This is a genomic window from Actinomadura parmotrematis (assembly GCF_019458805.1).
GTDB classification, from domain to species: Bacteria; Actinomycetota; Actinomycetes; order Streptosporangiales; family Streptosporangiaceae; genus Spirillospora; species Spirillospora parmotrematis.
On the sequence record NZ_JAIBOA010000026.1, the window covers coordinates 1 to 25,466 of the forward strand.

A 25,466-nucleotide genomic window follows, 5' to 3' on the forward strand; every position below is an offset into this window, starting at 1 on the left:
CGGCACCACCAGGGGGCGAACCCCAACGATGCCAAACCTTGAAGGATCGAAATCCCGGCAAATGCGACCCCGACACATCGGGGCCGACTTGCCTCAAAGAAATCCCCCCACCGGACCGAAGACCGATGGAACGGGGCGACCAGGCTCTCGCCTGATCGATAAAGGCACTGGCTTTTAACACGCTGTTGAGTTCTCAAGAAACGGACACCCACCGCGCTCCACCCGCTTCCGCAGGTCTCGCTCCGGGGCGACTCGATTACTTTATCAGATCCGTTCGGGCTGTCAATTTCCCGTTCTTCTCTGATTCCGCCGTTTCCGGGTCCGCTTTCGCGTTCCCTTCCGGGCGGCTGTTGCCATTTCATCAGATCCTGCGCGTTTGTCAAAACCGCGCTTTCCCTGATTCCCGCACACAGGGCATCGTCCCGGGCACGGTGAAACCGTGTCGGTTCGAGCTGGGTGTGGGTTCCCCTGGGCCGGCCACCGTGTGACGGCGTCCTGCATCCCGCTGGGGACGAGGAGAAAAACTATGCGTTCGCGGTGCGCCCGTCAAATCGACGGGCGGGGTGCCGCGACGCCTGTCTTGCTCGTCGTTCCGCAGACACTACCCGGCTCGCGGGAGTGATGTGGTCCGAACGCCCACTTCTCTGGTCGACGGACCGTGCGGTCCACGGCTCGAGCGGCTCCCTTGCGGGGCCGCTCGGTGTTCAATGCGCGTCGTCTCGCGGTTATTCCCCGGCCGGGGCGCGCTGCGCGCCCCGGCCGGGTCAGCGGGTGGTCACAGCCAAGCGTGCAGGTCGTTGATGTCGACCAGGGGCAGGCCCCAGCGGAGGGCGGCGTTCTCCAGGTCGGCGGCGCCGGCCATGGTGCCGTCGGGGTTCATGACCTCGCAGCAGACGCCCACGGGCGGCAGGCCGGCCGCCGTGCAGAGGGCGACCGTCGCTTCGGTGTGGCCGCGCCGCTCGGCCAGCAGGCCGGGCCGGGATGCGATGGGGATCACGTGGCCGGGTCCGTGGAAGTCGCCGGGTCGCGCGTCCGGGCGGGCGAGGTGCCGGACGGTCGCGGCGCGTTCGGCGGCGCTGACGCCGGTGCCGGTGCCGGCGGCGAGGTCGACGGGGGCGTGGAAGGCGGTGCCGTGCCGGTCCCCGTCGCCGGGCAGTTCCGGGATCTCCAGGCGGTCCAGGACGTCGGGCGCGCAGGGCACGCACGGGTACCCGTAGACCTGGGTGAGCAGGAAGGTGAACGCCTCGGGGCGCAGCGCGGCGCCGCCGAAGATGACGTCGCCCTCGACCTCGCGGTCGCCGTCCCAGACGAGGACGGCGCCGCCGGCGGCGAGCTGCGCGACGGCCTTCTCCACTCCGGTGCGGCCGGTGGCGTGCCCGGCCCAGCCGAGCGCGGCGACGGCGCGGACGACGTCGGTGCGCGGGTGGGCGCCGGCCAGGCGGGCGAGGACGTCGGACTCCAGGTTGACGCGGTCGCCGGCGCGCAGGGCGGCCAGGGTGGTGCCGGCGAGGGTGGCGGGGACGAGCGCGACCGAGAAGCGGTCCTTGACGATCTCGGCGATGGTGAGGCTGACGCCGTCGACGCCGATCGATCCCTTGGCGGCGGCCCGGTCCAGGAACCGGGCGGGCGGCCGGATCCAGACGCGGCGGGCGGTGCCGAGGTCGTCGACGGCGGTGACCTTGCCGACGGCGTCGACGTGGCCCTGCACGAGGTGGCCGTCGACGGGGGCGCCGGCGGTGAGGGGCGTCTCCAGGTTGACGGCGCGGCCGGGTTCCAGGTCCCGGTCGAAGGTGGTGCGGCGGCGCGTCTCGGGGCTGACGGCGGCGGTGACGAGGGCGCCGTCGACGCGCTCGGCGGTCACCCGGACGCCGGCGACGTTGAGGGAGCCGCCGGGCCGCAGGCGGGTGGCGCAGGCGTCGGCGCGGATGACGGCGCGGTCGTCGTGGACGCCGGTGATGCGGCCGATCTCGGTGATCTTTCCGGTGAACATGGTGGGCTTCCCCTTCGCCGTGAGCCGGGTCGTGGCGTCAGGGACCCGCGGCGGGTCCGAGCAGGGGGCGGGGTCTCACCGCGTGGCCCGGAATCGCACCGGCTCGTTCCTCGCGCGGAGGAACCGGCGGGCTGTCACCGCCGCACCTTGGAATCGCACCGCCGCCAATGTAACCCACGGCGGCCCGGCGGGTCAGCCGTTGAGGCGGTCGATGACGGCGCTGGCCTCGTCGATGGTCAGCTCCTTGGAGCTGGCGAGGTCGCGGCCGACGATGGCGGCGAGCCGGGCGTGCCGTTCGGCGCGGGCGGTGGCGCCCGCCTGCGTCAGCAGCTTGTTGATGAACTTGAGCTGCCGCTCGCTCGCCATGCGGGGCCCGGCGGCGGGGCGGCGCCGGTCGGGGACGGGGGGCTGCCAGGACGGGTGCGCCTTCGCCATGGTGTGCAGCAGGCCGAGGGTGGTGTAGCAGTCGGCGATGGCGCGGTGGCCGCTGCCGGGCTGCTTCTGGGGGCGGTAGCGGCCGCGTTCGGCGTCCCATTCGCCGATCCAGCGGGCGTAGGGGTCCATCGCGTCGTCCCAGCGGGCCCGCGCGATCCAGCGGTCGGCGCTGTCGACGTCGCCGTCGCTGTGGGCGACGGCCTGGGCGAGGACGCCGCGGTCGAAGGCGATGTTGTAGGCGATGACGCGCTTGCCGTCGAGGAGGGCGGTGAGGTCGCGGTAGGCGCGCTCGGCGAAGACCGGGACGCCGGCGACCATGGCGGGGCTGATGCCGTGCAGGCCGGTGGCGCCGGCGCTGATCTCGACGGCGGTGCCGAGCAGCTCGTCGTACAGGACGGCGCCGGCGACGGACACGACGCCGATCTCGCAGGGTTCCAGGTCGTAGCGGCCGGGGTCGTCGCGGCGCCCGGACGGCGCGAGGTCGGCGGTCTCCACGTCGAGGACCACCGCGTCCGGGTCGGCCAGGACGCCGCGCGCCCACTCGATGGCCGCCAGCCGGTCCCGGTGGCGCTCCTCGTCGGTCTTCTCCACGGTCACCTCTCTCCGCGGGTCCGCCCCGCCCGATCGGTTCTATCGCACGCCACCGACAGTGCGTGCCCCTCTCCCCCTTTTCGGTGACGGAAAGGGCACCACGGGTGACTTCACCGTCGCGGCGCGGTCGTAATGCGAGGGCCGGGTGATGAGTTATCGCCCGCGCGGCCGTCACACCTGGGACAGGACACGACGGGCGGAAGGACGACGCGATGGGTGCGGACGCGCGGCTGCAGGAGCCGGGCATGATCGGTCTGGGCGAGGTCGGCGAGCCGGCGTTCTCGGGCCTGGCGGAGCGGCACCGGCGGGAGCTGCACGTGCACTGCTACCGGATGCTCGGGTCGTTCGAGGACGCCGAGGACACCGTGCAGGAGACGTTCCTGCGCGCCTGGCGGCGGCGGGAGACGTTCGAGGGGCGGTCGACGTTCCGGGCGTGGCTGTACCGGATCGCCACCAACGCCTGCCTGGACCTGCTCGCCAAGCGTCGCCCGGAGCCCGCGGCCGGTGGTGAGGTGCCGTGGCTGCAGCCCTACCCGGACCGGCTGCTCGACGAGCCGCCCGCGGGCGGTGCGGACGAGCCGGAGACCGCCGCCGTCGCGCGGGAGACGATCGAGCTGGCGTACCTGGTCGCGGTCCAGCACCTCGCGCCGCGGCCGCGGGCCGTGCTGATCCTGCGGGACGTGCTCGGCTGGCCGGCGAGGGACGTCGCCGAACTCCTCGGGGACTCCGTCAACTCGGTGAACAGCGCGCTGCAGCGGGCCCGCGCCGGCATGCGCGAGCGCCTGCCCGCCGAGCGGCAGGACTGGACCGGCGGAGAGGACGACGCCGGGACGCGCGAGCTGGTGCGCCGCTTCACCGACGCCAGCGTGGCCGCGGACATCGGCGGGCTCGCCGCGCTGCTGCGGGACGACGTCCGCTGCTCGATGCCGCCCACGCCGGGCGTGCGCGTCGGCCGCGGTGCGGTGGTGGACGACTGGGTCGAGGACGGCTTCGCGCGCATGACGGGCCTGCGCGCCGTCCCGACCCGCGTGAACCGGCAGCCCGCCGTCGCCTTCTACCTCTGGCGCGAGCGGGCGGGCGCGTACCTGCCGCTGACGATCGACGTCCTGCGCGTCACCGGCGGGGCGATCGCCGAGATCGTCATCTTCCACGCCGACCGGTTCGCGCGGCTCGGGCTGCCGGAGCGCCTGCCGGCGGACGGCACGAAGTAGCCCCGATGCGCGCTCGCGTCGCGCCGCGGTGCCCATCTCACCACCACGTCGACCACCGAACGATGGAGGACGATATGAACAGCACGAAGGACACCGGGGTCGTCGCGGGCCCGGCGTCGGACCGGACCGGCCGCCCCCACCGGTTCCGCGGGCTCGTCGGCACCGGCTTGGCCGGTGCGCTCGCGGCGATGGCGGTCACCACGCTCGCCGCCGCGCTTCTTCACTGGGGCGCCCGGCCCGCCGCGCGATTCGTGCGAACGGCGGTGTCGCTGACCGTGATCTCGTTCGTCCCGGCCGTCCTGTCCGGGGCGAGCACCGCCACCATCATCGCCCTCCTCGCGCTGCACCTCGTCCCCGCGGCGGTGATGATCCCCATCCTGGCGCGAAGCCTCGGGCGGCGGCAGGACGCGCCTGCGGCCTGAGCGACCCGCTCCACGTCCTCATCGTCGCGGGTCGGCGGGGGCGAGCAGGGCGCGAAGGCGGCCGGGCGGGCCGCCGGTCTCGCGGCGGACGGTGCGGGTGAGGTGCGCCTGGTCGGCGAAGCCGAGGTCGGCGGCGAGGGCGGCGAGGTCGGTCTCGCCGCTCCCGATGCGGTCCAGGGCGCGCGAGACGCGCAGCCGGTTGCGGTAGCGGGTGAGGGTGGTGCCGGTCTCGCGGCGGAAGACGCGGCTGAGGTGGGCGGGCGAGACGCCGAGGGCGCGGGCCAGCGGGACGAGGCCGGCCGCGGCCGGGGCGCCGGTCAGGAGCGCCTCGCGGGCGGCTCCGGCGAGGGCGCGGTGCGCGGGCGTGCCCGTCCCGGCCGGGCCGTGGCAGGCGGCGCCGGCGAGGAGCCCGACCAGGTGCTCGGCCATGGCGAAGGCGGCGTCGGGCGCCGCGCGCAGCAGCGCGCGGTGCGCCAGTTCGGTGCGGCCGTCCACCCGGAGCGGCAGGCCGGCGGCGTGATCTCCGCCGTCCGTCGTGTCGTGCCAGAGGGCTTCGGACAGGTTCACGGCGGTGCAGGTGTCGCCGCCCGCCGGGTGCGCGAAGCGCAGCTCGTCGCCGGGGCGCTGGAGGTAGCCGGAGGCGGGTTCGGCGATCGCGCCGCCGCCGCGCGAGCGCAGCCGGAACCAGCCCGAGCGGACGAGGACCAGCGCGTACCCGCGGGCCGGTTCGGGCTCCGACCAGCCCGCGTGCCCGCCCGCGCAGCGGACCGCCGTCACCGTGAAGTCCGGGGACGCGGCGAGGACCGTGGTCGACAGCACGCCTCCAGCCTAGAGCGAGCAAACATGTTCAAGCCGGGCGGTGGCCGGGCGGCGCAGACTCCTGCCGACGGAACGGGAGGCCGCATGCGCCGAGGACTGCTCACCGCCCTGCTCGCCGCGCAGGTCATGGTGTCGATGGACGGGTCCATCGTGACGGTGGCGCTGCCGCACGTGCGCGCCGGGCTGCACGCCTCGGACGCGGTGCTGCAGCTGGTGACCGGCGCCTACATCCTGGCGCTGGCGGTGCTGGTGGTGACCGGCGCGCGGCTCGGCGACCTGTTCGGGCACCGGCGCGTGTTCCTCGCCGGCGTCGCGGCGTTCGGGACGGCGTCGCTGGCGTGCGGGCTCGCGCCCGGCGGCGCCGCGCTCGTCGCCGCCCGCGCCGCGCAGGGCGCGGCGGGCGCGCTGGTGCTGCCGCAGGTCCTCGCGCTGATCCAGCTGCATTTCGCGGGGGCGGCGCGGGTCCGGGCGCTCGGGCTCTACTCGACGGTGCTGGCGCTCGGCGTCGCGATCGGGCAGATCGCCGGCGGGGTGATCGTGGGCTGGGCGGGGTGGCGGCCGGTGTTCCTGGTGAACGTGCCCGTCGCCGCCGCGGTCGTCCTGGCCGGGCCGCGCGTGCTGCCGGGCGCCGTCCCGGGCGGGCGGCGGCGCCTGGACCTCGCCGGGGTGGCGCTGCTGTCGGCGGGGATGGCGGCGCTGGTGCTGCCGCTGGTGTTCGGCCGCGAGCAGGGCTGGCCCGCCTGGACGGGGGTGTCGCTGGCGGCGGGCTGCGCGGGGGTCGCGCTGTTCGTCGTCCACGAGCGGCGCGCCGCGCATCCGCTGCTCGACCTCGGCGTGCTGCGCGTGCCGGGGGTGCGGGCGGGCCTCGCCGCGTGCTGCTGCGTGATGGGCGCTTACACCGCCCTGCTGTTCTGCCTGGCGCTGCACCTGCAGACCGGTCTCGGCTATTCGCCGCCGATGGCGGGCCTGGCGTTCCTGCCCTACCCGCTCGGTTTCGGGGCGGCGAGCCTGGCGTGGTCGCGGCTGCCGGGGCGGGGGCTGCTGCCGGTCGCGGGTCCGGTCGTGTTCGCGGCGGCGGTGGTGCCGGTCGCGCTGGCGGCGGGCGGCGGGGCGTACGGGCCGGTGGCGCCGCTGCTGGTGGCCGCGGGGGCCGGGCACGCGTGCGGGTTCGCGCCGCTGGTGGAGCGGATGAGCGGCGCGGCCGGGCCCGGGCGGGCGTCGGCGCTGTCGGCGCTGGTCAACACCGGGACGCTGCTGGCCAACGTGTCGGCGATCGCGGTGCTCGGCGGCGTGTACCTGGCGGCGCCCGATCCGGCGGGCGGCCTGGTGCGGGTCGCGGTGCTCCTCACCGTGCTGCTGGCGGCGGGGGCGGCGTGCGCGTGGCGGGCGGTGCGCGCCGAGCCGCCCACGGACGGCGGCCCGCCCGCCCGTCCCCCCACCCGTGACCACCCGGTCGCCAAACGTTGAGATGCTGCGTGTGGACACGAAATCGCTGCTTGGCCGCAGGTCACCGGGGGTGTCTGTGGTGTGGGGGCGGTTTCGTGTCATCACGTTGTCACCTCAGCGGGTTTTACCAGGTCAGACCGGAAAGAGCCGTGTCGATGGCGTCGCGGGTCTTGTTGTCCTCCACCGGGAACAGGTGGCCGTAGGTGTCCATCGTGATGACGATGGAGCCGTGGCCCATGCGCTCTTGGATGACGCGGGGTTGGGTTCCCTGCGCGATGAGCATGGAGGCGAAGGTGTGCCGGAGGGTGTGCAGGGTGACCCCTGCGGGCAGGCCCGCCGCTTCGCGCGCGTCCTTGAAGACGTGCCCGAGGTAGGAGGGGTGGACCGGGGTCTTGGTGCGCGCCTGGACCACCAGGTGCGCGCCGTGCACGGTGTAGCCGTCGCTGTGGTCCAGATCCACGGGCACGGTCGGGTAGTCGTCGCGCAGCGCTTCCAGCGCCCGCACGGCAGCGGCGCCCAGCGGGATGACCCGCTCGGAGTTGCGGGTCTTCACCGGCGCCAGCCGCCGCCCGTCGGCGTCGAGCTGACGATCCACCGTCAGCGTGCCCGCCACCAGGTCCACCCGGTCCCAGGTGAGCCCCAGGACCTCGCAGCGCCGTAGGCCCGTGGAGACCGTCAGCGCCATGACGTGCTTCCAGCGGCCGGGCGCCGCGCCCAGCAGCGCGCAGCAGCGCGCCCAGCTCTTGCACGGTCAGCACGCGCACCTTGCGCTTGGGCACGACGGGGAGCTGGATACCCACACACGGGGTGTGCGGGATGACCTTGTCCACCAGGTGCGCGCGCCGCAGCACGCCCACGAGCGTCTTGTAGATGCCGATCACGGTGCGCGGGGCGTAGCGGGCCGCCAGGCGGTTCACCCAGTCCTGCACGTCCTGACGGGAGATCGCGCGCAGCGCCGTACCGCCCAGGGCGGGGAAGATGTGCCGGTGCAGGTGGGAGCGGTGCATGGCGTAGGTGCGTTCGCGCTTGGACACCTTGGCCGCCGCCAGCCACGATTCGGCGTAGGCCCGCAGGCTCTCCTTGCCGCCCGCCACGTCCACCACCAGACCTACCGCGCGCCCGGTGCGCACCTTGTCCCGGAACGCCTTGGCGTGCGCCAGGGAGGCGAACGTCTCGCTGGTCTGCTTGCCGGTCGCGTCGCGGTAGGGGACCTTGAAGGAATGCACGTCCTTTCCCGCCCGCTTGGAGGCCCGCCGGTTCAAGACCTTGCGCACCCCGTCCCGCATTTCGCCGTCCGCCCATTTCTGTGCCGCCATCGCGACCACCGACCCTTTCCTGTTGACGCCTGTTGACACCAATCTATGTCGCATTCATGCAGGTAGGGCCGCATATCCACGGCCTATAGCGGCTAATGTATTCACCGGGAAAGGGTGGACGGCCGGCTTCCGGCGCTCCCACCTTCCGTCCCCCGACCGCCCGCCCCATCAAAGGACGCAAGCGCCGTGCCTATATCGGCGCCGTAGGTGGTCACGAGTGGTGTGGCCGTCGCGGTCCGGGCCGGGGTGCGCCCCCGGTTTCTTGCCTGGCCGCTTCGCGGCCCGCCTTTTCCAGGGCGCCTATCCGCCAGCCCGGACCCCTTGTCGCGCGGCTTTCACCATCATGCTAAATGCCACCGGCGCCGTTGTCGCGATGCTCGCGCAGTGCCGCGCGGATCTCCGCCGGATCGAACCTGATTTGCTGCCCGACCTTGTAGTACGGGAACTGTTCCCGGTAGTTCTCGTACACCCAGGACTTCTTTTTCCGCAGGAAACGCGCCAGATCGTCTATCGTCCACAGTTCTGCCGTCATGCGTTCCACCCCTGCCCCCGGGCCGCCGTGCGAGCCGCCCCCCTTGGACCCGCACGGCGCCCCGCTCACTGCCGCGTCACCGCGCCACGATCCGGCACGCCATGTCCGCCGCCGCCTCCCACTGGCACGGCGGCTCACCGGCCCGCTTGAGGGTCCGATCCAGGATGAGCGCGGCGCGTCGCATTACCGCCTCTTCCATGTCGCCGGGCTCCTGCCAGATGTGCAGGAGCTGCACGAGCAGCACGTTTCCGACCTGGAGGTAGTCCACGACGCGGGTCAAGATGGCCCGCTCGCGCCATCTGCTGTCGGGGTAGGTGACGCGCTCGCGGACGCGCATCGACTGCCAGCCCGGACCGGAGTCGCGGCCCAGGATCTTCCAATGCTGCGTGTTCTCCAGCGCGTAATACGTCCCGGAGATGTGGGCTCGCGGGGTACTGTGCTTCGCCGGGCACTTGGCCGCCCGCCCGGCCAGGGCCCGCCACGTCGCGCCCGCCTGCTCACCGCTGGAGTAGGCGACCGCCTGAACGGTGTAGCCGTCGTGCGCGTCCGCCCCCTTCGGGATGCGCTTGGACACGTTGCCCGTCTCCACCAGCGTCCCGGGCACCCGCCAGCCGTTCCACCCGCACCCGACCACCCCGGCCGTGACGATGAACCCCAGCCGCCACCGCCGCAGACTGGACCCTCCGGTGAACCCGACCGCTTTCCCGGGGGTGAGCGCCTTGCGGATCTCGCCCGTGGTCAGCGTCGGATAGAAGATCGTTTCCGGTCCCGGACCGCCGCCGTCCGCTCCACCCGAGCCGCCCCCCGTGCCGCCGCCCGTGCCGCCCGTCTGCGGCGCCACCTGCCCGGTCCGGGCGACCTGCACCCCGCCGGGCACCAGCGCCAGCGCCATGCACGCCAGCCCCAGCAGCACGCCCACCAGGACCACGACCCGCCGCCACTGCCGCGCCACCGCACCCAGCATCCGGCCCGCGCCCGTGTCCACCGCCGCCAGCCCGCGCAGCAGCACCCGCCCGGCCGCGCCGCCCCTCGCTACCACCGCCGCCCACGCCCTACGGCCGGCGGAACCGGCCTTCTGGCTCGCTCTGTCACGCACCCGCATGTCCCTGTCCCTTCGCTGCGTTGCCCGTCGTGTTCGTCGCCCTGTCCGGTGTCTCGCGCCGGTCGGGCATGGCTTGGGGTGCGCGGCCCCGGCTGAACGCCATCAGCACCCATTCGCACGTCACCCGAACGCCCAGCACTCCGACCACGCCGCCCGCCAGCACCGGCGGCGCGAACAGCCACCAGCCCGCCCCCAGCCAGGCCGCCATCCCGGCCACCACCGCCAGGGCGGCCAGCGTCGCCGCGCCCACCAGCGCGACCCCCGCCACGTACAGGACCGAGATCAACCGGAAGGTCACCATCTGCCGGAATCCCACGTCCGCCAGGCCCGACAGCAGGCCCCGCGCCCGGTACGGCCCGCTTCCGCCCATCAGCCCCACCACCCGCAGGCGTCCGCCAGCAGCCCCACCGGCAGCACCACCAGCAGCCCGAACGCCACCGCCGACCACCACAGGCGGGGGAAGCGGTGCCGCAGCGGCACCCGGAACCGGATCGTCATCCGCCCGCCACCGCTGCCCCCGGCGACCCGGCGGACCAGCAGCACCAGCAGCACCAGGCCGACCAGGACCCCCAGCGCGTCACCCATTGCCGTCACCGGCCCGGCTCGCCACGGCCAGGTCCCGCGCCTCTCGCCACGCGGCGTGATCCCTGGCGAGCGAGGCCGCCAAGTCCGCGTCTCCCAGCCGCGCCCAGCCCTGACCACCGAACGTCCACGACCGCAGGATCACCGTGGAGTCCCCGCCCGAGCGCTCCGCCGCCCGCGCCGCCGCCCACGGATCACCCGCACCCGAGCTGGACCGGTCGGCCGACCGGTCGGACCGCCAGGCCCGCCGGACCGCCCGCAGCGCCCCCAGCGTCATCGCGTACCGGCGCGACTTGGACGCGAAATGGCCCCGGAATCCGAGCGTGTGGGGGTAGTCGTTCAGCCGCAGCCTCGCCAGCTCCGGCCGCGCCCCGAGCCGGAAACACTCCTGCACCAGCAGCGACACGTGAGCCGACACCCGCCGCAGGACCGCGCGCCCCTCCGTGCGCCCGAACCGGCGGGGCGGGAGACCGGCCAGCACGTCACCGGCGCTCTTGGTGGCGTATTTGGCCAGGTAGCCCACCACCCGGCCCGGATCGGTCACCGGCACCGCGTCCACCTGGCCGCCCCACCGCGCCGTCCGCGCCACCCCGCCGCCCGAACCACCCGCCACCGGCAGCCGGACCGCCACCCGGCCCGCCGCGTCCTTCACCGCCGCCGCCAACGTCCCCGCGTCCGCCCACCCCGGCGGCGCCACCACACCGTCCCCACTGTCCGCGCCGTCGGTGTTCACCCCGTCCAGGCGCATCACCGCGTGCAGATGCACCGCGCCCCGCCGCTGGTATTCGGCCACCTTGACGTAGGAGACCCGCAGCAGCCCCCGCACCGCCCGCACCGTGACCCGCTCGCCGGTCGCCGCCGACCCCGCCCGCGCCAGCGCCCGATAGGTGTAGATCACGAACCGCCGCCACAGTTCGGGGACCACCCCGTGCCACATCACGTGACCGGCGTAGTCATAGCACTCGTAACACAGCGGCGTCCCCGTACGGGGATCATCGGAGGCGTGCCAGGCGTCGCACCACCGCCGATAGCCGTGCGCGCAGTGCGGGCGCCCCGACCGAGGACGGCACGGCCCGCCCGGCTCACCCGCCGACCGGTGCACCGCCCCGAAGGACGGCGCGGTGAGGGTGGCGAACACCACCGGGTGAGCGCTCACGCTCGCCGGTACCGCGTCCGCGCCGTCCGCCAGCACCCCCACGCGCCCGGCCAGACCCGCCCGGATCAGGTGCCGCAGGTCCGCCCGGTACCGAGCCGCGCACGGCGGGCACACCGCCTCCCGCCGGTCCCCACACGCGATCAGCAACACCCCGTCCGGCTCACCGGCCGAGGAGAACGACCCCAGCACCGCGCCCGTACTGGTGTCCACCGCGTCCGCGCCCCCGTGGATGCGGACCGGCCGGACACAGTGCCCGGTGTGCTCCACCTGCCGCCGCCACGCCGCCCAGCCCGCGCCGTCACCGACCCGCGCCAGCATCCCCGCCAGCACCCCGCCCGTGACCCCGCCGGTCGCCGGGGGCGCGGGCGCCGGCCGCACCAGCCCCGTCCGCAGGGTGCGGAGCGTGCGGGCGGAGTGCCGCCGGCCCCCGCTCACCATCCCGGCTCCCCGCCGCCCGCCACGGGTCCGCTGACCGGCCGGGCGTGCCGACCGTGCGCGGCGTGCCCGTAGACGTAGCGCCACGCGCACCACATCAACGCGTAGAAGTCGGGGGAGTCGTCCTCCACTGCCGGGAACTCGTGCGCGGCCAGCACCTCCGCCAGGTCCCGCACCAGGTCCGCCGAGAACCGTTCGTCACGTCCGCTCTGCGGCCGCTCCACCGGGTAGACCCGGCCCGCCGCCTTGTCCGCGCACGGGCACACCCCGCCCGCCGATCTGCTGCCGTGCCCTACCGCCTTGGCCATGCCGTCACCGCCGTCCGTCGAAGGGGAGCCCCGGCACGGGCGGGCGGGCACGCTGCCGCCCACCCCGCCCGCGCGGAGCGTTCAGAAGAAGAGGAGGGAAGAGGAGGGAAGAGGGGGAGAGAAGGAGGGGCAGCCGGAGGGACGGGGTCCTAGACCCAGTCCTCACCGCCGACCAGCCGCCGCAGCGCCACCCCGCGCGCCACCACGTCGGTGATCTCGTTGTCGCTGAGGTAGAAGGACTTGCACAGCCGGGGGTGGCCCCCTTCGGCGTGCAGCAGGCCCACACCGCGCGTGCGCACGTCGATGTCCGCCGCGCTGTACCCGGCCGAGGCCATCCCCGCGCCGAGAATGGTGTCGGAGACATCGCGGGTCGTACACCGCATCGCCCACCGGTAGCCCACCAGGTCCCGCAGCGTCGAAGGCACCACGTCCGCCGAGGGTTTCTGCGTGGCCAGGCACGCCACGATCCGCGCCGCCCGGCCCCGCGCCACCAGGTCCACCGCCAGCGCGTTGTAATGCTTGGACGCCTTGCGATCGGTTGAGGCGGTGAAGAACCGCAGCTCGTCCACCACGTACAGGCTCAGCGGACCGTCGGCGGCCGTCAGCACCCGCCGCCCCGCCGACTCCAGCAGCTCATACCGCTGATCCATGATCTTGATCAGGTCTTCGGCCTGCCCGATCGCCTGATCCATGTCGCCGTAGACGATCCGGTTCATGACCGGCCGCCACAGCGCCAGTTCCACCCGCTTGGCGTCCGCGCCCCAGATTTCGCACGAGGGGTCCAGCGCCGCCGCCCCCAGCAGCAGCGACAAGGCCGCGCTCTTGCCCGCCTCCGGCTCACCTCCCAGCAGGATGTTCTTGCCCTCCAGCTTGAGCGTGAGCGTCTGCCCCATGTCGTCCACCGCGACCGGGATCGGGTCGCGGACATTGCGCGGACCGCCGCCCGCCCACGGCCACCGGATCGGCAGCGACACCCCAGGATCGTCGGGATTGGCGAACGGGTCGCGCCGCACGATGTCCACGTGCGCCCGGTCCGCCCGGTCGCTGTCGCGGCGGACCCGTACCTCACGCACCGACAGCAGCGCCGCCACCGTTTCGGCCGCGTCCTCCAGATCACCGGCCGTCGAGCCGCGCGGCACCCGCACCGTCAGCCGGTCACCACCGGGCACCACCACGTCCCGCACGATGCGAAAGACCCGGTCGTTGACCGTGGTCAGGTTGGCGAACCGGCACGCCCGGTCCCAGTGGCGCCGCAGCCGCGCCCGCCGAAGGGTGCGGGCCGCCCGGCGCCGGCAGACCGGCACCGAGCACACCACCAGCGCCAGCCCCCAGGGCGCCGCCACCGCCCCGGCCCAGCCGGTCACCAGCCAGCCCGCACCCGCCAGCACCACCAGCAGGCCCACCGCCGCCAGCTCACGACGCCACAGCCACGACGGCCGGATCACCCACAGGATCAGCGCCGAACCCACCGTCAGCCGAGCCCGCACCGGCAGATCCGGACGCTGCCGCACCGGGGGCAGGCCCACACTCCCCGGCGCCTGCACCCCGCTCATGCGCTGCGGACGACTCACCACGCACCCCCACCCGAACCGCCCGAACCGCCGTCCGACCCGTCGCCCGTGCCGCTTCCCGAGTCATCGCGCACCGTGTCGTCCGAGCCGTTGTAGCGGGCGCCGTGCCGGATGCCCGGCCAGCCCATCCCCTCCACCGCGCGGCCACCGGCCCACGCGCCGCCCGCGCCCCGGATCACCCCGTTGACCATCGTGGCGTCCGCCGGGTTGGCCGCCGGGTTGTGCGGGGCGCCGTCGCGGACCGTGGTGTCCGCCCACAGCGCCGACCCCGCCACCAGCGACCCGAACCCGCCGTTGCCGCCGTTGGGAAGACCGTGCACCGACCGTGACCGCCACCGCTCCCACGCCCGCGCCCGCCGCGTGTGCAGCTCCACCCAGACCCGATCGGGCACCAGCGCCACCACCAGGTCCGCCACCGGCACCGGCCGCCCGTCGACCAGCCCGTCAGCGTCCAGCGGCGCCCACGCCGTCCGCCCCCACGCCGTCACGCTCGCCCACCCGTGCGGGGTCTCCCCGCCGGTCCGCTCGGGGACGTTCTCCAGCAGCCCGACCGCCAGCCCGGCCAGCACCGCGCGGCGCCGCCGACGCTCGCGCGGCTGTACCCGCATGGTCCACGTCGGTCCCGCCGGTTCGGTCATGGAGTAGATCACCCGCACCGGCCCCGTGACCCCGGCCGTGATCACATACCCCGCCAGGCCGCCATCCCAGGCATCGGCCATCCCCACCGCCACCGCCAGGTCCGGAGGCATCACCACGCGCCCCCGCAGCAGGTCCCCGCCCCGCTGCCCGCCGCCCGCCGCGCTCACTTGGCCGCGCCCTTAACGGTCGAGCCACCCGCCGGGCCGGGCTGTCCCTCCGGACCGCCCAGCGGCTCCAGCCGCTCCACCGTCCACCAGGTGATCGACTCCCCGCGCCGCTCCATCGCGTTGAGGACCAGCCCGACCGGCCGTACGAACGTCGCCTGGGTCAGGCCCGGGTCGCCCACCACGCTCACCCGCAGCGGCGCCGACCCGTCCGGCCCCATCGCCAGCAGCCGCACCTGAAACAGCGGCGCCCCCGTCTCCTTGTCCACCTTCGGGTCACCGGACTCGAAGTCGCGCCGCGCTTCGGGCGTCTCCGCCACCAGCCACGTCACGCCGTCCGTCACGATCTGAAACTGCATCCTCGTTGCCTCCCACATCGCCCACCCCGAACGCCCCAAGATTTGGGGTATGACACCCCAAAGTGTCGGCCGGTTAGGGACACCGCAAACGTGGAGGCCCCAAGCTTTGGGGCACTAGACTTTGGGGTGATCTCATTCGCGCTGATCACAACGGATAAGGGTGGCCACATTGGGACAGAAGAAGCCGTTTCCCCCAAGCTCAGGCCGCACCACCCTTAGTGACGCGCCGAAGCTGTACCTGACTATCCGTGATCAGATCATTGACGCGATCCGCTCCGGGCACTATCCGGCCGGAACGCGGCTCCCCACCCGCGCGCAGATCGAACAGCACTGGCAGGTCTCCGACTCCACCAGCAAGCGCGTTCAGGCCGAACTTCTCCAGTCCGGATGGGCGGTGCAAGACAGCACGCGCGGCTACCTCGCCACCACCGGTCCCGAGGGCGCCGACAGCGCAGCACCCATGCCGCCCGGCTTCGCCGACGCCACCGCCCCCGATCCCCGCACCGGCGCCGGATCAGGCCCTCATGCCGTCCCGGCCGTGCTCCCCGCCCAGCGCACCGACCTGCCCACGCCCAGCAGCGGGCCGCGCCCCCTGCCCCGCCCCGCCCACACCATCACCCTGCGCGGGCAGATCCCCGAGCCGATGACCTCAACCCACCTGGTCAGCGTCAGCTACGAGGCCCCGCCCGCCACCGTCGTCTACGCCTTGGCGTTGCGCCCCAGCGCCGCCCACATCCTTGTCCGCCGCCAGGTCATCGCCGACCCCACCGGCCGCATCGCCCTGGAGATCCGCACCAGCTACACCCCTGGTGTCTACCCCGACAGCCCCCTAGCCCAGAGCCAGCCCATCCCCGGCCCCTGGCCCGATGCGCTAGCCGTCCACCTGAACCTTCGCCCCGCCACCAGCCGCACCGACGTCACCGCCCACCACCCCACGCCCTACCAGGCCAGCATCCTCAACCTGGACTCCACCGCCATCGTGCTCGTCCGCGACGTCACCCTCTACACCACACACGGCGACCCCATCGACCACACCGTCAGCGTGTGGCCCGCCGACTCCACCCGCATCACCGACACCGCCCCCGCCAACAGCTAACCCACCGCCAGCACCCCGCACGTGCCGGGGCAGCGGGCACTACGTCCGCACCCGCTCACACGGAAGGTGCCCGGTGCCGGGTGCGCCGGCCGACCTCCCTCCGGTCGCCCCTACGGGGCCGCTACGCGGGCTCCGCCGGCCCACCCTCACCACCGCGCGACCCGTGTCCGCGGCCCCTCTGCCCGTCCGCACCATCCGCGCCGTCCGGGGCCGGGCCGGTCATGCCCACGCGCAGCGTCCGCGACGGCAGCTCACCGAACCGCTTCCGGTAGTCCTGCCGGAACCGCCGCACGTCCCGGTACCCCGCCGACCGCGCCACCTCGGCCACCGTCCCGCGTTGCGGCATCAAGGCCAGCAGCGCCGCCCGCGCCCGCCCCAGCCGCACCGCCCGCAGCACCTCAGCCGGAGAACACCCCAGATACCGCGCCGTCAGCGCCGCCACCTCATCGGCCCCACAGCCCAGCGCCGCCACCATCTCCGCCACCGGAGCCGCCCGCCCGTAGTGCTCCCGCACTCACGCCACCAGCACAATCACCCGAGCCGGTACCACCACCAGCCCACCCGCGCCCGGCTCGGTCATAACGCCGTCCCCGGACCTAACTTGCGCACGCGCGCCGCCACCACGTCCGCCAGCACCGGGCACCGCCGCCACGTCACCCACCCCAGCGGCCCCCACCGGTCCGACTCCAACCGCCACCACATCCAGCCCCACCGCACCGACACCACCGCCGCCGTCCCGGCCCACGCCCCCCGCACCCACACCCGCACTGACGCCTCATCACCGGCCACCCGCTCCACCGCCATCCCCCGCCGTAGCAGCAGGTGTTCCAACTCATCGGCCCGCACCTCCGCCACCTCACGCACCAGCCCCGCGACCAGCCTCCTCACGCGCCCGTCCCCGACCCGTCCCCAGCGCCAGCCCCGGAGCCGCCCCCGCAGCCGTCGCCCGCACCCTCGCCGTCGCTCTCCCCGTCCGGGGACAAGGCATCCCCCAGCGTGCTCGCCGCCAGCGCGTGAATCGCCGTCACCTTCCCCGGCAGCAGCCCCACAGCCCGCATCGCATCCCCGTAGGCCGCGCTCACCAGTTCCACCGCCCGCGCCAGCACCACCCCGTCCGGCAGCACCTCCCGCCTCGGCGTCTGCCCGGCCGTCTGCCCCGCCGTGTCCGTCACCGGTCCGCCCCCTTGGGCACCAGGATGGCCATGGCCTCACCGGCGTGCGCCTCCACCGCCGACCGCAGCGACTCCGGCACCTGCGCCCGCTCCATCGCCTCCCGGAACACCTCCCGCACCAGGTCCACCGCCACCACCAGCGCCGCCCGCTGCGGGCTCTCGTCCTCACGCGGCGGCAACAGCCCGAAGGCCCGCAACGCCCGCATGATCTCCTCCTCGCTCTCCGGGCCGATGTTCCGCACCTCCCGCAACTCGCCCGCGCGCGCCGCCCGAGCCACATCGCCCACCGTCACGTCCCCATACGACCGCAGCCCCGACCGCAACGCGCTCCGCGTCCGCGCCGACACCCCCAGCGCCACCAGACCCGCATCCTCATCCACGCTCACGCCCGCACCTCTTTCATCTCGAACCACACCGTCACCGGACACCCCAGCCCCGGCCCGACCTCATGACCCCACCCCGCCGCCAGCGCATCCAGCAGCGCCAGCCCACGACCCATCTCCGCCACCTCCGACGCTGTCCGCACCTGTGGGCGGCTCTTCGCCCACCCCTCATCGGTCACGCTCACCCGCACCACCCCCGCCTCCCATGCGACCGCCACCACCACCGACCGGCCCGGCTCCCGCGACGCGGTGTGCCGCACCGCGTTCGTCAGCACCTCCGACGCCAACAGATCCACATCACCGATCTCCACCCACGGCGCCGCCCTCTCCACCACGTCCCGCAGCCACCGCCGCGCCCGCCGCACCAACGGCTCACCCCCCACCACCGCCGAATGACCTACCACCGCCACATCCGACCCCGTCCAGACCCTCACCGCGCCACCACCCCAGCCGACACCGCGACCATGTGAGCTGCGCGTCCCGGGTCACTCACCGGGCACTCGCCACCGATCCACAGGTAGTGATCCACGCCGCCGATCTGCCCGGTCCCCACGTCCAGCGCTCGCGCGTCAGCGGGACGGCGAACGCCTAGGACTGCTTCGCTTCCCCCCGGGGTGTAGAGGATCGAAGTGCAGCCCAACAACCGCAGCTCACGTACCAGCCTGAACAATGCGTGCAAGCGCACCATGGTTACGCTCGGCTCTCGCGTGTCTCCCGGAGTGCGTGCCGAACCTGCGATCCTGAGGCCCACACCAGTGGCCCCACCCCGGACGCCTGTGGTTGTGTCTGCCATGACGGGTAGGTCTCCCTTGCGCGTTGGCACAGCGACCCGAAGGCATTTGTTTCAACAAATGCCGGGTGGCCATCGTGCCGCTAGACTCGCGCTGCCGTCAATAAGCTTCAACAAATAAGTCTCTGTGAGGGGATGAGCACGTGGGGTCAGCGCGGTACAACGAGATCGCTGATGACCTGTTGCGTCGCATCGAGGACAAGGAGTGGAAGGCAGGCGAGACGCTGCCGCCGATGGAGCAGTTGGCGCAGCACTACCAGGTCAGCCGCAATGTCATCGCACGCGCCGTTCAGAAGCTCGCCCAAGCTGGACGCCTGGTCTCAGTACCACGACGCGGCACAGTCGTTCGCCCCGAGCACCGCAAGGTCATCATCCGTACCGATCTTGTGAGACGAAATACCCGCCACGTTCGCGATGGCCAGGAGATCGCAGGCGGCTACTCGTTCCCTGCTGCCATGGGTAACGAACTCTGGATCGACCATGGCAAGCGCGACATCAGCGAACAGCCCGTCGAAGACGCCCGCCTTGCTCACATGCTCAATGTCCCCGTCGGAGCCCCAGCCCTTCGTCGCCTACGTGTCACGGGTCCGCCCGGCGAACCCGCCTTTCAGATTTCCGCCACGTGGATCCATCCCCGCATCGTGCAGGAGGTGCCAGAGGTCAAGGATCCCCACGGCACCGGCCCCGGCGCTTGGATCGACGCCATCGAGAGTGCTGGGCACGGCCCTCTTGAGTGGATGGAGCGCAAGCGTGTCCGTATGCCAACCCAGGCGGAGACTCGTCTTCTCCTCATCCCTGCGGATCTTCCAGTTTGGGAAATCGTGAGGCTTAGCTACAGCGCCAAGGATGAGAAAGTCGTCGATGTCACGCAGGTCATCATCCCCGGTGACCGCATCGAGGAGATATCCAAGCTGCGCCGTGAGGGTGCCGCTACTTGGCCGCATACATCGGACGGCCCGGACGGACCTCCGGTCGCGCCCCGTGACGTCTAAGGCGTGTGAGGATTTTCCCTACTAGGTCAAGGCACCGCTTCGCGCCCGACCCGCACGGGTCGGGCGCTTCGCGCCCTCCCCGCACGTGCCCGCACTCAGCGGTGCGCGCATCCCGCCCATCCGCGCGCACCGGCCAGGCGTCGCCGGCCCCACCCGCGTAGCTCTCGCCGACCGGGGCCGGGGGTGGCGCCGGCCACGCCTTCCGCATCGCGCGACGGCCGCCGCGCCGTTCGTGGCCCGCTCCGCCGCGTCCGGCCCCCCGCCGCCTCAGTCGTCGCGGCGATCCGGCTCACGCCGGATCGCCGCAGCACCGCCACCGCACCGCGCACGGGACCGCGCGGGGCCCCTACCCCACGCGGCCCGGCGCGTACGGTGGCGTGCTGCGGCTCCCAGCTACCTGATCACCGCTCCGCCCCATCTCCGGGAACCTCCCGCGCGTCCCGAACCACACACCGCGCGCCGTCCGCCCGCTCGCGTCGGCTAGCCGCCGTTCCCCCCGCCCGCGCCCGACTCCAGACGCTTGATCTCGCTCCGCACCGCGTTCGCGCTCCGACCGGTCTGCTGGGTCATCTCCGCCATGTCCGCACCCGCCGCCAGTAGCTCCCGCAGCACCACACGTTCCGGCTCCGTCCACGCTCGGCCATGACGCGGAGCACGCTCACGCAGCCGCGCCGTTCGCGCCTCCGCCCCCTGGTTCACGCTCTGGATCGTCTCGGCGGGCACATCCAGGGCCGTGTTCCCGTTCGCGTCCACAAAGACCACCCGCGTTGCCGTGATGCTCAGCCGGTCGGCCTCCACCGGCCCCCACCTCTGCGGTTCGGTGAACACCACCCGCAACCGCGTACCCTCGCCCGTCGTCCCCGTCGTCCCCGCCGTCACCCCGTCCGCGCTCATCCGGCCTCCCGCCGCCACATCGCCAAGATCAGGTGATACCCGGATCAAGCAGGCACCACCCGCACCGTTCCCATGCCGTCCGCTCAACGCCCCAGCAGGCGCACCAGTGCCGCTTCCTTGGTTCCCAACCAACCCCGACCCCCGCCCCCTTGCAACGAGCCGCCGCAGGCGGCCAGCGCCCACACCCACGCAGGCGACCCGGCCCCCGCCCCAAAAGGTCCACGTCGCAGATCAGGACCAGCGGTCCGCCCAGCCCCGCACCCCCACGGGGCCGGGCGTGCGCCAGGTGACCGGATGCCGCCTTGACCGGGGACCCCTCCGGCGGGCCGCACCGGGGCCAATGCGGGCAGCCCGAGTGCCGCCCCGAGCCGCACAAGGCTAGCGGCCCGCCGCCCCGGTCAAGGCCGCATCCCGCCACCCACAGCGCGCCCCGCAGCCCACCCGACCAGCACCAGCCCACCCGCCTGTTGACACGAACCGACGACGCCGCAGCACCCGCCCCGACCCTGCCGCAGGACGCGTCACCACGGCGTCATCCCGAAGGGCCGCAACGCCCCAGAACGCACCCGAGCGCCCCGGCACCCCCACACCCCCATACCGGCAATGACCAGGCACGGAACCGAACCGACCCCACTGCACCGGAACGGCCCGCAACCCCAGATCACCGCCCCCCGCATCGTTGAGATGCGGCGTGTTGGGCACTTTCGATCTTCAAAGTGCCCAACACGCCGCATCTCAACCGGGGGTGGGCGGGTGGTCATGGGGGGTGGCGGGGCGGGCGGCGGTGATGCGGGCGGTGATGCGGGCGGTGATGCGGTCGACGTCGAAGCGTTCGGCGGCGGGGAGCGGGGCGGCGACGCTGCGGCGCAGGGCGTCGGCCTCGCCGAGCAGGGCCGCCGCCCGGTCGGCCTGGGCGGGGTCCAGGGACGCGGCGCCGGCCAGCCCCTCGAGGGACAGGGCCAGGGCGCGGGGTTCGGCCAGCGCGCGGGCGAGAGCGAGGCCGCGGCGGTGCTGCGCGGCGGCCTCGGCGGCGTCGCCGCGCTGCTCGGCGAGGAAGCCCAGCTCGGCGTGCAGGAGGTGCTCGCCGACGCGCGAGGAGGCGTACGCGTCGCGGATGCGGGCCAGGTGGCGGGCGGCGCCGTCCAGGTCGCCCGAGCGGCGGGCGCCGAGGGCCAGGCCCATGAGGGCGTGCAGCTCGCCGTAGGGGTGGCCCTGGGACGCCGACAGGTGCAGGGCCCGCTCGTGCAGGTCGCGGCCGGCGTCCCAGTCGTTGGCGAGGAGCGCGAGGCGGCCGAGGCCGGACAGGCGGGCGGCGACCTCGGTCTCCAGGCCGAGGCCGCGGGCGATGGCGAGGCCCGCCCGCTGGCGGCGGCGCGCCTCGTCGTAGCGGCCGCGGATCTCGGCGAGGGCGGCGAGGGGCGGGACGGTCAGCAGCTCGCCCCAGCGGTCGCCGAGCCGCGCGAACAGGGCGGCGGAGCGCTCGCCGTCGCGGTCGATGGCGGCGAGGTCGCCGCGGTACATCGCCAGCAGCGCCGCCAGGCCGAGCGCGGCGGCGGTGCCCCAGTCGTCGCCGGCGGCGGTGAACTGGGCGAGCGCGAGGGCGTTGCGTTCCGCGCTGGCGGCGAGGTCGCCCGCGTGCAGCAGGGCGTAGGCGTGCAGCCAGAGGGCGCGGCCGTCCTCGCCCGGCGGCGGCGGGGCGGGACGGTCGCCGGTGAGCAGCGCGAACGCGTCCCGCACGAGCGGGGGCGCGGCGGCGGTGTAGGCGCGGGCCTCGTGCAGGCGGCCGCGCAGCAGCCACCACCAGGCGAGCGCGGACGCGAGGCGGGCCGCCTCGGGCGGGGCGGCGTGATCGAAGGCGGCGCGCAGGTCGGCGGCCTCGGCGTCCAGGCGGTCCAGCCAGGCGGCCTGGTCGGCGCCGTGCAGGCGCGGCGCGGCGTGCTCGGCGAGGGCCAGGTGGTGGCGCAGGTGGCGGTCGCGGGCGGCGGGGCCGTCGCCCGCCTCGGCCAGGCGTTCGGCGGCGTAGGCTCCGACCGACTCCAGCAGCCGGTAGCGGGGGCCGCGGGTGCCTTCGGCCATGACGACCATGGAGCGGTCCACCAGGCGGGTGACCAGGTCGAGGACGTCGGCGCGGGCGACGTCGCCGCCCGCGCACACCGCCTCGGCCGCCTCCAGGTCGGCGCCGCCGGCGAAGACCGACAGGCGCCGCAGGACGGCGCGCTCGGGAACGCTCAGCAGGTCCCAGCTCCAGTCGATGACGGCGCGCAGCGTCCGCTGCCGGGCGGGGGCGCCGCGCCGCCCGCCGGTGAGGACGGCGAACCGGTCGGCGAGGCGCGCGGCGAGCTCGCGCTGCCCGAGCGCGCGGACGCGGGTCGCGGCCAGCTCCAGCGCGAGCGGGATGCCGTCCAGGCAGGCGCAGATCCGGGCGATCGCCTCGGGGTCGGGGGTGAGGCCGGGGGACGCGGCGGCGGCGCGGGCGGTGAACAGGCGCGCGGCGTCGGCGGGGCCGAGGGGCTCGACGGCGGCAACCGTCTCGCCGTCCAGGCCGAGCGGCTCGCGGCTGGTGGCGAGGACGCGGAGGCCCGGCGCGGCGCGCAGCAGCGTCCCGGCGAGGTCGGCGGCGGCCTCGGCGACCTGCTCGCAGTTGTCCCAGACGAGCAGGGTGCGGCGGTCGCGGAGCGCGGCCGCCAGCCGCGCGGCGGGCGCGTCCGGCGCGTCGCCGCGCACGCCGAGGACGTCGGCGACCTGCTGGGCGAGGTCGGCGGCGCCGCCGCGCTGCGCGGCGAACTCCACGAGGCGGACGCCGTCGGGCTGGTCGGCGGCCAGGCGGGCGGCGGCCGCGAGGGCGAGGCGGGTCTTGCCGACGCCGCCGGGGCCGGTGAGGGTGACCAGGCGGGCGCCGGCGAGGAGCGCGACGGTCCGGTCGACGTCGGCGTCGCGGCCGACGAGGTCGGTGAGCGGGGCGGGCAGGTTGGTGGCGGGCGTCTCGGCCTGCCGCAGGATCGCCTCGTGCAGCGCGGCCAGCTCGGGCGCGGGGTCGAGGCCGAGCTCGGCGGCGAGGCGGCGGCGCAGGTCGGCGTAGGAGGCGAGGGCGTCGTCGGTGCGGCCCGCCCGGTGCAGGGCGCGCAGGTGCGCGGCGCGCAGCCGCTCGCGGAGCGGGTGGCGCGCCACCAGGTCGTCCAGCTCCCCGGCGAGCAGGGCGTGGTCGCCGGCGTCCAGGCGCGCCTCGGCGTGCTCCTCGACGACGGCGAGGCGCTGCTCGTCCAGGGCGTGCGCGGCGGTGCGGGCGAAGCCGGCGTCGGCGAAGTCGGCGTAGGCGGGGCCGCGCCACAGGTCCAGGGCCTCGGCGAGCAGCGCGGCGCGGGCCTTCGGGCCGGTGGCGGCGCGGGCGTCGGCGGCCAGGGCGCGGAAGCGGGCGGCGTCGAGGTCGCCGGGGCCGAGGGCGAGGCGGTAGCCGGGCGGCTGGTGGACGACGCGGTCGCGGCCGATCGCGCGGCGCAGCTGCGACACCTTGGCCTGCAGGGCGTTGGCGGGGTTGCCGGGCGGCGCGCCGCCCCACAGGTCGTCCACGAGGCGGTCGGCGGACGCGACGCGGCCCTCGTGCGCGAGCAGCGCCGCCAGCAGCGCCCGCACCTTGGTCTCGGGGACGCGGACGGGCGCGCCGCCGTCGTCCCAGGCCATCACGGGACCGAGCACCCCGAACCGCATGGCGTGCACGCTACACGCGGCCGCGGGCGGACCCGAAGCGGACCGTCAGCGGACCCGAAGCGGCCCCCGGCAGAGTACGCGGCGAGCGCCCGGAGAAGGGCGCGCCGACAGGGAGCGTGGACATGACCGTGAAGCAGGATCGGGCCGCGGACGCCGGGACGGACGCCCCGCCGGGCCTGCCCTGGGCGGCGCTGCTGGCGCTGGCGACGGCGGTGTTCGTCACCAGCCTCACCGAGACGCTGCCCGCCGGGCTGCTGCCCGGCATGAGCCGCGGCCTGCACGTGGGCGAGTCCGCCGCCGGGCAGGCGGTGACCGTATACGCGGTCGGGACGGCGCTCACCGCCATCCCGCTGACCGCGCTCACCGCGGCCTGGCGGCGGCGCGGGCTGCTGCTGGCGTCGATGGCGGGGTTCGCCGTCGCCAACACCGTGACGGCGCTGTCGTCTCACTACCTGCTGACGATGGCGTCGCGGTTCGTGGCGGGCATCGCGGCGGGGCTGGCGTGGGCGCTGCTCGCCGGGTACGCGCGGCGGCTCGCGCCCGCGCATCTGCAGGGGCGGGCGATCGCCGTCGCGATGGCGGGCATCCCGGTGGCGCTGTCGCTGGGCGTGCCGGCGGGCACCTTCCTCGGCGAGCACACCGGGTGGCGGGCGCCGTTCCTGGCGATGACGGGCCTCACGCTGGTGCTGCTCGGCTGGATCGTCGCGGCCGTCCCCGACCTGCCGGGGCAGCCCGCCGGGAAGGCCGAGCGGCCGCGCGCGCTGCGCGTCCCGGGCGTGGCGCCCGTGATGGCGGTGACGTTCGTGTTCGTCCTCGCGCACACCGTCCTGTACACCTACGTCGCCTCCTACCTGGACGGGGCCGGGATGGACGGCGCGGCGGGGCCGGTGCTGCTGGTGTTCGGGGCGGCGTCGCTGGCGGCGATCTGGTTCGTCGGCGCGCACATCCACCGGCGGCTGCGGGTCCTGACCCTGGCCGGGGCTCTGCTGGTCGCCGTCGCCGCCGCCGCGCTGGCGCCGTCGGCGGGCGGACCGGCCCTGGTGTACCCGGCGGTCGTGCTGTGGGGCCTCGGCTGGGGCGGCGCGCCGACGCTGCTGCAGACCGCCGCCGGCGAGGCGGGCGGCCGGGCGGGCGAGGGCGCCGCCGACGCCGCGCAGGCGCTGCTGGTCACCCTGTGGAACGTCGCCATGGCGGCCGGCGGGCTCGCGGGCGGCCTGCTGCTCGGCCTGCTCGGGTCGGGCGCTCTCGCCTGGACGACGTTCGTCCTCCTGCTGCCGGTGGTCGCGACGGTGCTCGGCGCCCGCCGCCACGGCTTCCCTGCCGCCTCCTGACAACCGCCTCCTGAATTCGGAAGGA

25 protein-coding genes and 1 pseudogene are annotated in these 25,466 nt (G+C 74.6%); 6 read left to right on the plus strand and 20 right to left on the minus strand.

Going from position 1 to position 25,466, the window contains the following annotated elements; all coding sequences use genetic code 11:
* Positions 1–775: 775 nt before the first annotated feature.
* Together K1Y72_RS30285 and K1Y72_RS30290 are read right to left on the minus strand one after the other, a co-directional pair.
* Positions 776–1,990, minus strand: coding sequence for a riboflavin synthase (locus K1Y72_RS30285; RefSeq protein WP_220169933.1), 1,215 nt, complete (start codon positions 1,988–1,990; stop codon positions 776–778).
* A gap of 192 nt (positions 1,991–2,182) precedes the next feature.
* Positions 2,183–3,022, minus strand: a complete 840-nt coding sequence (locus K1Y72_RS30290; RefSeq protein ID WP_220169934.1) for a 3'-5' exonuclease — start codon at positions 3,020–3,022, stop codon at positions 2,183–2,185.
* A 206-nt stretch (positions 3,023–3,228) separates the two neighbouring features.
* On the opposite strand from K1Y72_RS30290, the gene K1Y72_RS30295 reads away from it, so the two are divergent.
* Positions 3,229–4,227 (plus strand): RNA polymerase subunit sigma-70, encoded by a 999-nt coding sequence (locus tag K1Y72_RS30295; RefSeq protein WP_220169935.1) that lies wholly within the window; start codon positions 3,229–3,231, stop codon positions 4,225–4,227.
* A gap of 74 nt (positions 4,228–4,301) precedes the next feature.
* Positions 4,302–4,649: a DUF6069 family protein gene (locus K1Y72_RS30300; protein WP_220169936.1), complete on the plus strand. Its 348-nt coding sequence runs from the start codon at positions 4,302–4,304 to the stop codon at positions 4,647–4,649.
* Between the two features lie 18 nt (positions 4,650–4,667).
* On the opposite strand, the gene K1Y72_RS30305 is transcribed toward K1Y72_RS30300, so the two are convergent.
* On the minus strand, positions 4,668–5,468 hold the full coding sequence (locus K1Y72_RS30305; protein WP_220169937.1) for a helix-turn-helix domain-containing protein: 801 nt from the start codon (positions 5,466–5,468) through the stop codon (positions 4,668–4,670).
* Between the two features lie 84 nt (positions 5,469–5,552).
* Here K1Y72_RS30305 and K1Y72_RS30310 point away from each other — a divergent pair, with 84 nt between their 5' ends.
* A complete protein-coding gene (locus K1Y72_RS30310; RefSeq protein WP_220169938.1) occupies positions 5,553–6,935 on the plus strand; it encodes an MFS transporter in 1,383 nt (460 codons plus the stop codon).
* A gap of 103 nt (positions 6,936–7,038) precedes the next feature.
* Here the strand turns inward: K1Y72_RS30310 and K1Y72_RS30315 are convergent, their stop codons facing one another.
* The 11 genes and pseudogenes from K1Y72_RS30315 to K1Y72_RS30365 all read right to left on the minus strand — a co-directional run bounded on the left by K1Y72_RS30315 (position 7,039) and on the right by K1Y72_RS30365 (position 15,078).
* Positions 7,039–7,635 carry a site-specific integrase gene (locus K1Y72_RS30315; protein ID WP_308287301.1) on the minus strand — a complete coding sequence of 199 codons (597 nt, stop codon included), beginning with the start codon at positions 7,633–7,635 and terminating at the stop codon, positions 7,039–7,041.
* Positions 7,636–7,831: 196 nt separating this feature from the next.
* A pseudogene (locus K1Y72_RS37665) lies at positions 7,832–8,284 on the minus strand (tyrosine-type recombinase/integrase); the annotation flags it as partial.
* 292 nt (positions 8,285–8,576) lie between these two features.
* Entirely contained in the window at positions 8,577–8,762 is a 186-nt protein-coding gene (locus tag K1Y72_RS30325) for a helix-turn-helix domain-containing protein (protein WP_220169940.1), read from the minus strand.
* Between the two features lie 76 nt (positions 8,763–8,838).
* A complete protein-coding gene (locus K1Y72_RS30330) occupies positions 8,839–9,801 on the minus strand; it encodes a hypothetical protein (protein ID WP_220169941.1) in 963 nt (320 codons plus the stop codon).
* A gap of 49 nt (positions 9,802–9,850) precedes the next feature.
* The gene (locus K1Y72_RS30335) at positions 9,851–10,246 is read right to left on the minus strand and encodes a DUF4282 domain-containing protein (RefSeq protein ID WP_220169942.1); all 396 of its coding nucleotides are present in this window, start codon (positions 10,244–10,246) and stop codon (positions 9,851–9,853) included.
* A complete protein-coding gene (locus tag K1Y72_RS30340) occupies positions 10,234–10,449 on the minus strand; it encodes a hypothetical protein (protein ID WP_220169943.1) in 216 nt (71 codons plus the stop codon). Before K1Y72_RS30340 ends, K1Y72_RS30335 begins: the two co-directional genes overlap by 13 nt.
* Positions 10,442–12,040 carry a replication initiator gene (locus K1Y72_RS30345; RefSeq protein WP_258574154.1) on the minus strand — a complete coding sequence of 533 codons (1,599 nt, stop codon included), beginning with the start codon at positions 12,038–12,040 and terminating at the stop codon, positions 10,442–10,444. Before K1Y72_RS30345 ends, K1Y72_RS30340 begins: the two co-directional genes overlap by 8 nt.
* The gene (locus tag K1Y72_RS30350; protein WP_220169944.1) at positions 12,034–12,345 is read right to left on the minus strand and encodes a hypothetical protein; all 312 of its coding nucleotides are present in this window, start codon (positions 12,343–12,345) and stop codon (positions 12,034–12,036) included. The genes K1Y72_RS30345 and K1Y72_RS30350 overlap by 7 nt, the downstream gene beginning before the upstream one ends.
* Positions 12,346–12,494: 149 nt before the next feature.
* Positions 12,495–13,898 (minus strand): FtsK/SpoIIIE domain-containing protein, encoded by a 1,404-nt coding sequence (locus tag K1Y72_RS30355; protein WP_220169945.1) that lies wholly within the window; start codon positions 13,896–13,898, stop codon positions 12,495–12,497.
* 14 nt (positions 13,899–13,912) lie between these two features.
* On the minus strand, positions 13,913–14,722 hold the full coding sequence (locus K1Y72_RS30360) for a hypothetical protein (RefSeq protein ID WP_220169946.1): 810 nt from the start codon (positions 14,720–14,722) through the stop codon (positions 13,913–13,915).
* Positions 14,719–15,078, minus strand: a complete 360-nt coding sequence (locus K1Y72_RS30365) for a hypothetical protein (protein WP_220169947.1) — start codon at positions 15,076–15,078, stop codon at positions 14,719–14,721. The genes K1Y72_RS30360 and K1Y72_RS30365 overlap by 4 nt, the downstream gene beginning before the upstream one ends.
* Before the next feature lie 394 nt (positions 15,079–15,472).
* Here K1Y72_RS30365 and K1Y72_RS30370 point away from each other — a divergent pair, with 394 nt between their 5' ends.
* Positions 15,473–16,174, plus strand: a complete 702-nt coding sequence (locus K1Y72_RS30370; protein ID WP_308287295.1) for a UTRA domain-containing protein — start codon at positions 15,473–15,475, stop codon at positions 16,172–16,174.
* 121 nt (positions 16,175–16,295) lie between these two features.
* On the opposite strand, the gene K1Y72_RS30375 is transcribed toward K1Y72_RS30370, so the two are convergent.
* The 4 genes from K1Y72_RS30375 to K1Y72_RS30390 all read right to left on the minus strand — a co-directional run bounded on the left by K1Y72_RS30375 (position 16,296) and on the right by K1Y72_RS30390 (position 18,163).
* Positions 16,296–16,688, minus strand: coding sequence for a helix-turn-helix domain-containing protein (locus K1Y72_RS30375; RefSeq protein WP_220169949.1), 393 nt, complete (start codon positions 16,686–16,688; stop codon positions 16,296–16,298).
* Between the two features lie 370 nt (positions 16,689–17,058).
* A complete protein-coding gene (locus K1Y72_RS30380; protein WP_220169950.1) occupies positions 17,059–17,346 on the minus strand; it encodes a hypothetical protein in 288 nt (95 codons plus the stop codon).
* The gene (locus tag K1Y72_RS30385; RefSeq protein ID WP_220169951.1) at positions 17,343–17,732 is read right to left on the minus strand and encodes a DNA-directed RNA polymerase subunit alpha C-terminal domain-containing protein; all 390 of its coding nucleotides are present in this window, start codon (positions 17,730–17,732) and stop codon (positions 17,343–17,345) included. Before K1Y72_RS30385 ends, K1Y72_RS30380 begins: the two co-directional genes overlap by 4 nt.
* Positions 17,729–18,163, minus strand: a complete 435-nt coding sequence (locus K1Y72_RS30390; RefSeq protein ID WP_220169952.1) for an ATP-binding protein — start codon at positions 18,161–18,163, stop codon at positions 17,729–17,731. The genes K1Y72_RS30385 and K1Y72_RS30390 overlap by 4 nt, the downstream gene beginning before the upstream one ends.
* A 499-nt stretch (positions 18,164–18,662) precedes the next feature.
* On the opposite strand from K1Y72_RS30390, the gene K1Y72_RS37420 reads away from it, so the two are divergent.
* Positions 18,663–19,511 carry a GntR family transcriptional regulator gene (locus K1Y72_RS37420; protein ID WP_220169953.1) on the plus strand — a complete coding sequence of 283 codons (849 nt, stop codon included), beginning with the start codon at positions 18,663–18,665 and terminating at the stop codon, positions 19,509–19,511.
* A 480-nt stretch (positions 19,512–19,991) separates the two neighbouring features.
* Here K1Y72_RS37420 and K1Y72_RS30400 read toward each other — a convergent pair whose 3' ends face one another.
* Together K1Y72_RS30400 and K1Y72_RS30405 are read right to left on the minus strand one after the other, a co-directional pair.
* A complete protein-coding gene (locus K1Y72_RS30400) occupies positions 19,992–20,405 on the minus strand; it encodes a hypothetical protein (RefSeq protein WP_220169954.1) in 414 nt (137 codons plus the stop codon).
* A 735-nt stretch (positions 20,406–21,140) separates the two neighbouring features.
* Positions 21,141–24,110 (minus strand): AfsR/SARP family transcriptional regulator, encoded by a 2,970-nt coding sequence (locus K1Y72_RS30405; RefSeq protein ID WP_258574155.1) that lies wholly within the window; start codon positions 24,108–24,110, stop codon positions 21,141–21,143.
* A gap of 122 nt (positions 24,111–24,232) precedes the next feature.
* Here K1Y72_RS30405 and K1Y72_RS30410 point away from each other — a divergent pair, with 122 nt between their 5' ends.
* Positions 24,233–25,441 carry an MFS transporter gene (locus K1Y72_RS30410; RefSeq protein WP_220169955.1) on the plus strand — a complete coding sequence of 403 codons (1,209 nt, stop codon included), beginning with the start codon at positions 24,233–24,235 and terminating at the stop codon, positions 25,439–25,441.
* Positions 25,442–25,466: the final 25 nt, after the last annotated feature.

What these genes read in the sequence shown, in the direction of transcription:
- K1Y72_RS30285 (WP_220169933.1), bottom strand. Translation starts at nt 1,990, where the DNA reads ATGTTCACCGGAAAGATCACCGAGATCGGCCGCATCACCGGCGTCCAC.
- K1Y72_RS30295 (WP_220169935.1), top strand. Translation starts at nt 3,229, where the DNA reads ATGGGTGCGGACGCGCGGCTGCAGGAGCCGGGCATGATCGGTCTGGGC.
- K1Y72_RS30300 (WP_220169936.1), top strand. Translation starts at nt 4,302, where the DNA reads ATGAACAGCACGAAGGACACCGGGGTCGTCGCGGGCCCGGCGTCGGAC.
- K1Y72_RS30310 (WP_220169938.1), top strand. Translation starts at nt 5,553, where the DNA reads ATGCGCCGAGGACTGCTCACCGCCCTGCTCGCCGCGCAGGTCATGGTG.
- K1Y72_RS30325 (WP_220169940.1), bottom strand. Translation starts at nt 8,762, where the DNA reads ATGACGGCAGAACTGTGGACGATAGACGATCTGGCGCGTTTCCTGCGG.
- K1Y72_RS30340 (WP_220169943.1), bottom strand. Translation starts at nt 10,449, where the DNA reads ATGGGTGACGCGCTGGGGGTCCTGGTCGGCCTGGTGCTGCTGGTGCTG.
- K1Y72_RS30345 (WP_258574154.1), bottom strand. Translation starts at nt 12,040, where the DNA reads ATGGTGAGCGGGGGCCGGCGGCACTCCGCCCGCACGCTCCGCACCCTG.
- K1Y72_RS30350 (WP_220169944.1), bottom strand. Translation starts at nt 12,345, where the DNA reads ATGGCCAAGGCGGTAGGGCACGGCAGCAGATCGGCGGGCGGGGTGTGC.
- K1Y72_RS30355 (WP_220169945.1), bottom strand. Translation starts at nt 13,898, where the DNA reads ATGAGCGGGGTGCAGGCGCCGGGGAGTGTGGGCCTGCCCCCGGTGCGG.
- K1Y72_RS30365 (WP_220169947.1), bottom strand. Translation starts at nt 15,078, where the DNA reads ATGCAGTTTCAGATCGTGACGGACGGCGTGACGTGGCTGGTGGCGGAG.
- K1Y72_RS30400 (WP_220169954.1), bottom strand. Translation starts at nt 20,405, where the DNA reads ATGAGCGCGGACGGGGTGACGGCGGGGACGACGGGGACGACGGGCGAG.
- K1Y72_RS30405 (WP_258574155.1), bottom strand. Translation starts at nt 24,110, where the DNA reads ATGCGGTTCGGGGTGCTCGGTCCCGTGATGGCCTGGGACGACGGCGGC.
- K1Y72_RS30410 (WP_220169955.1), top strand. Translation starts at nt 24,233, where the DNA reads ATGACCGTGAAGCAGGATCGGGCCGCGGACGCCGGGACGGACGCCCCG.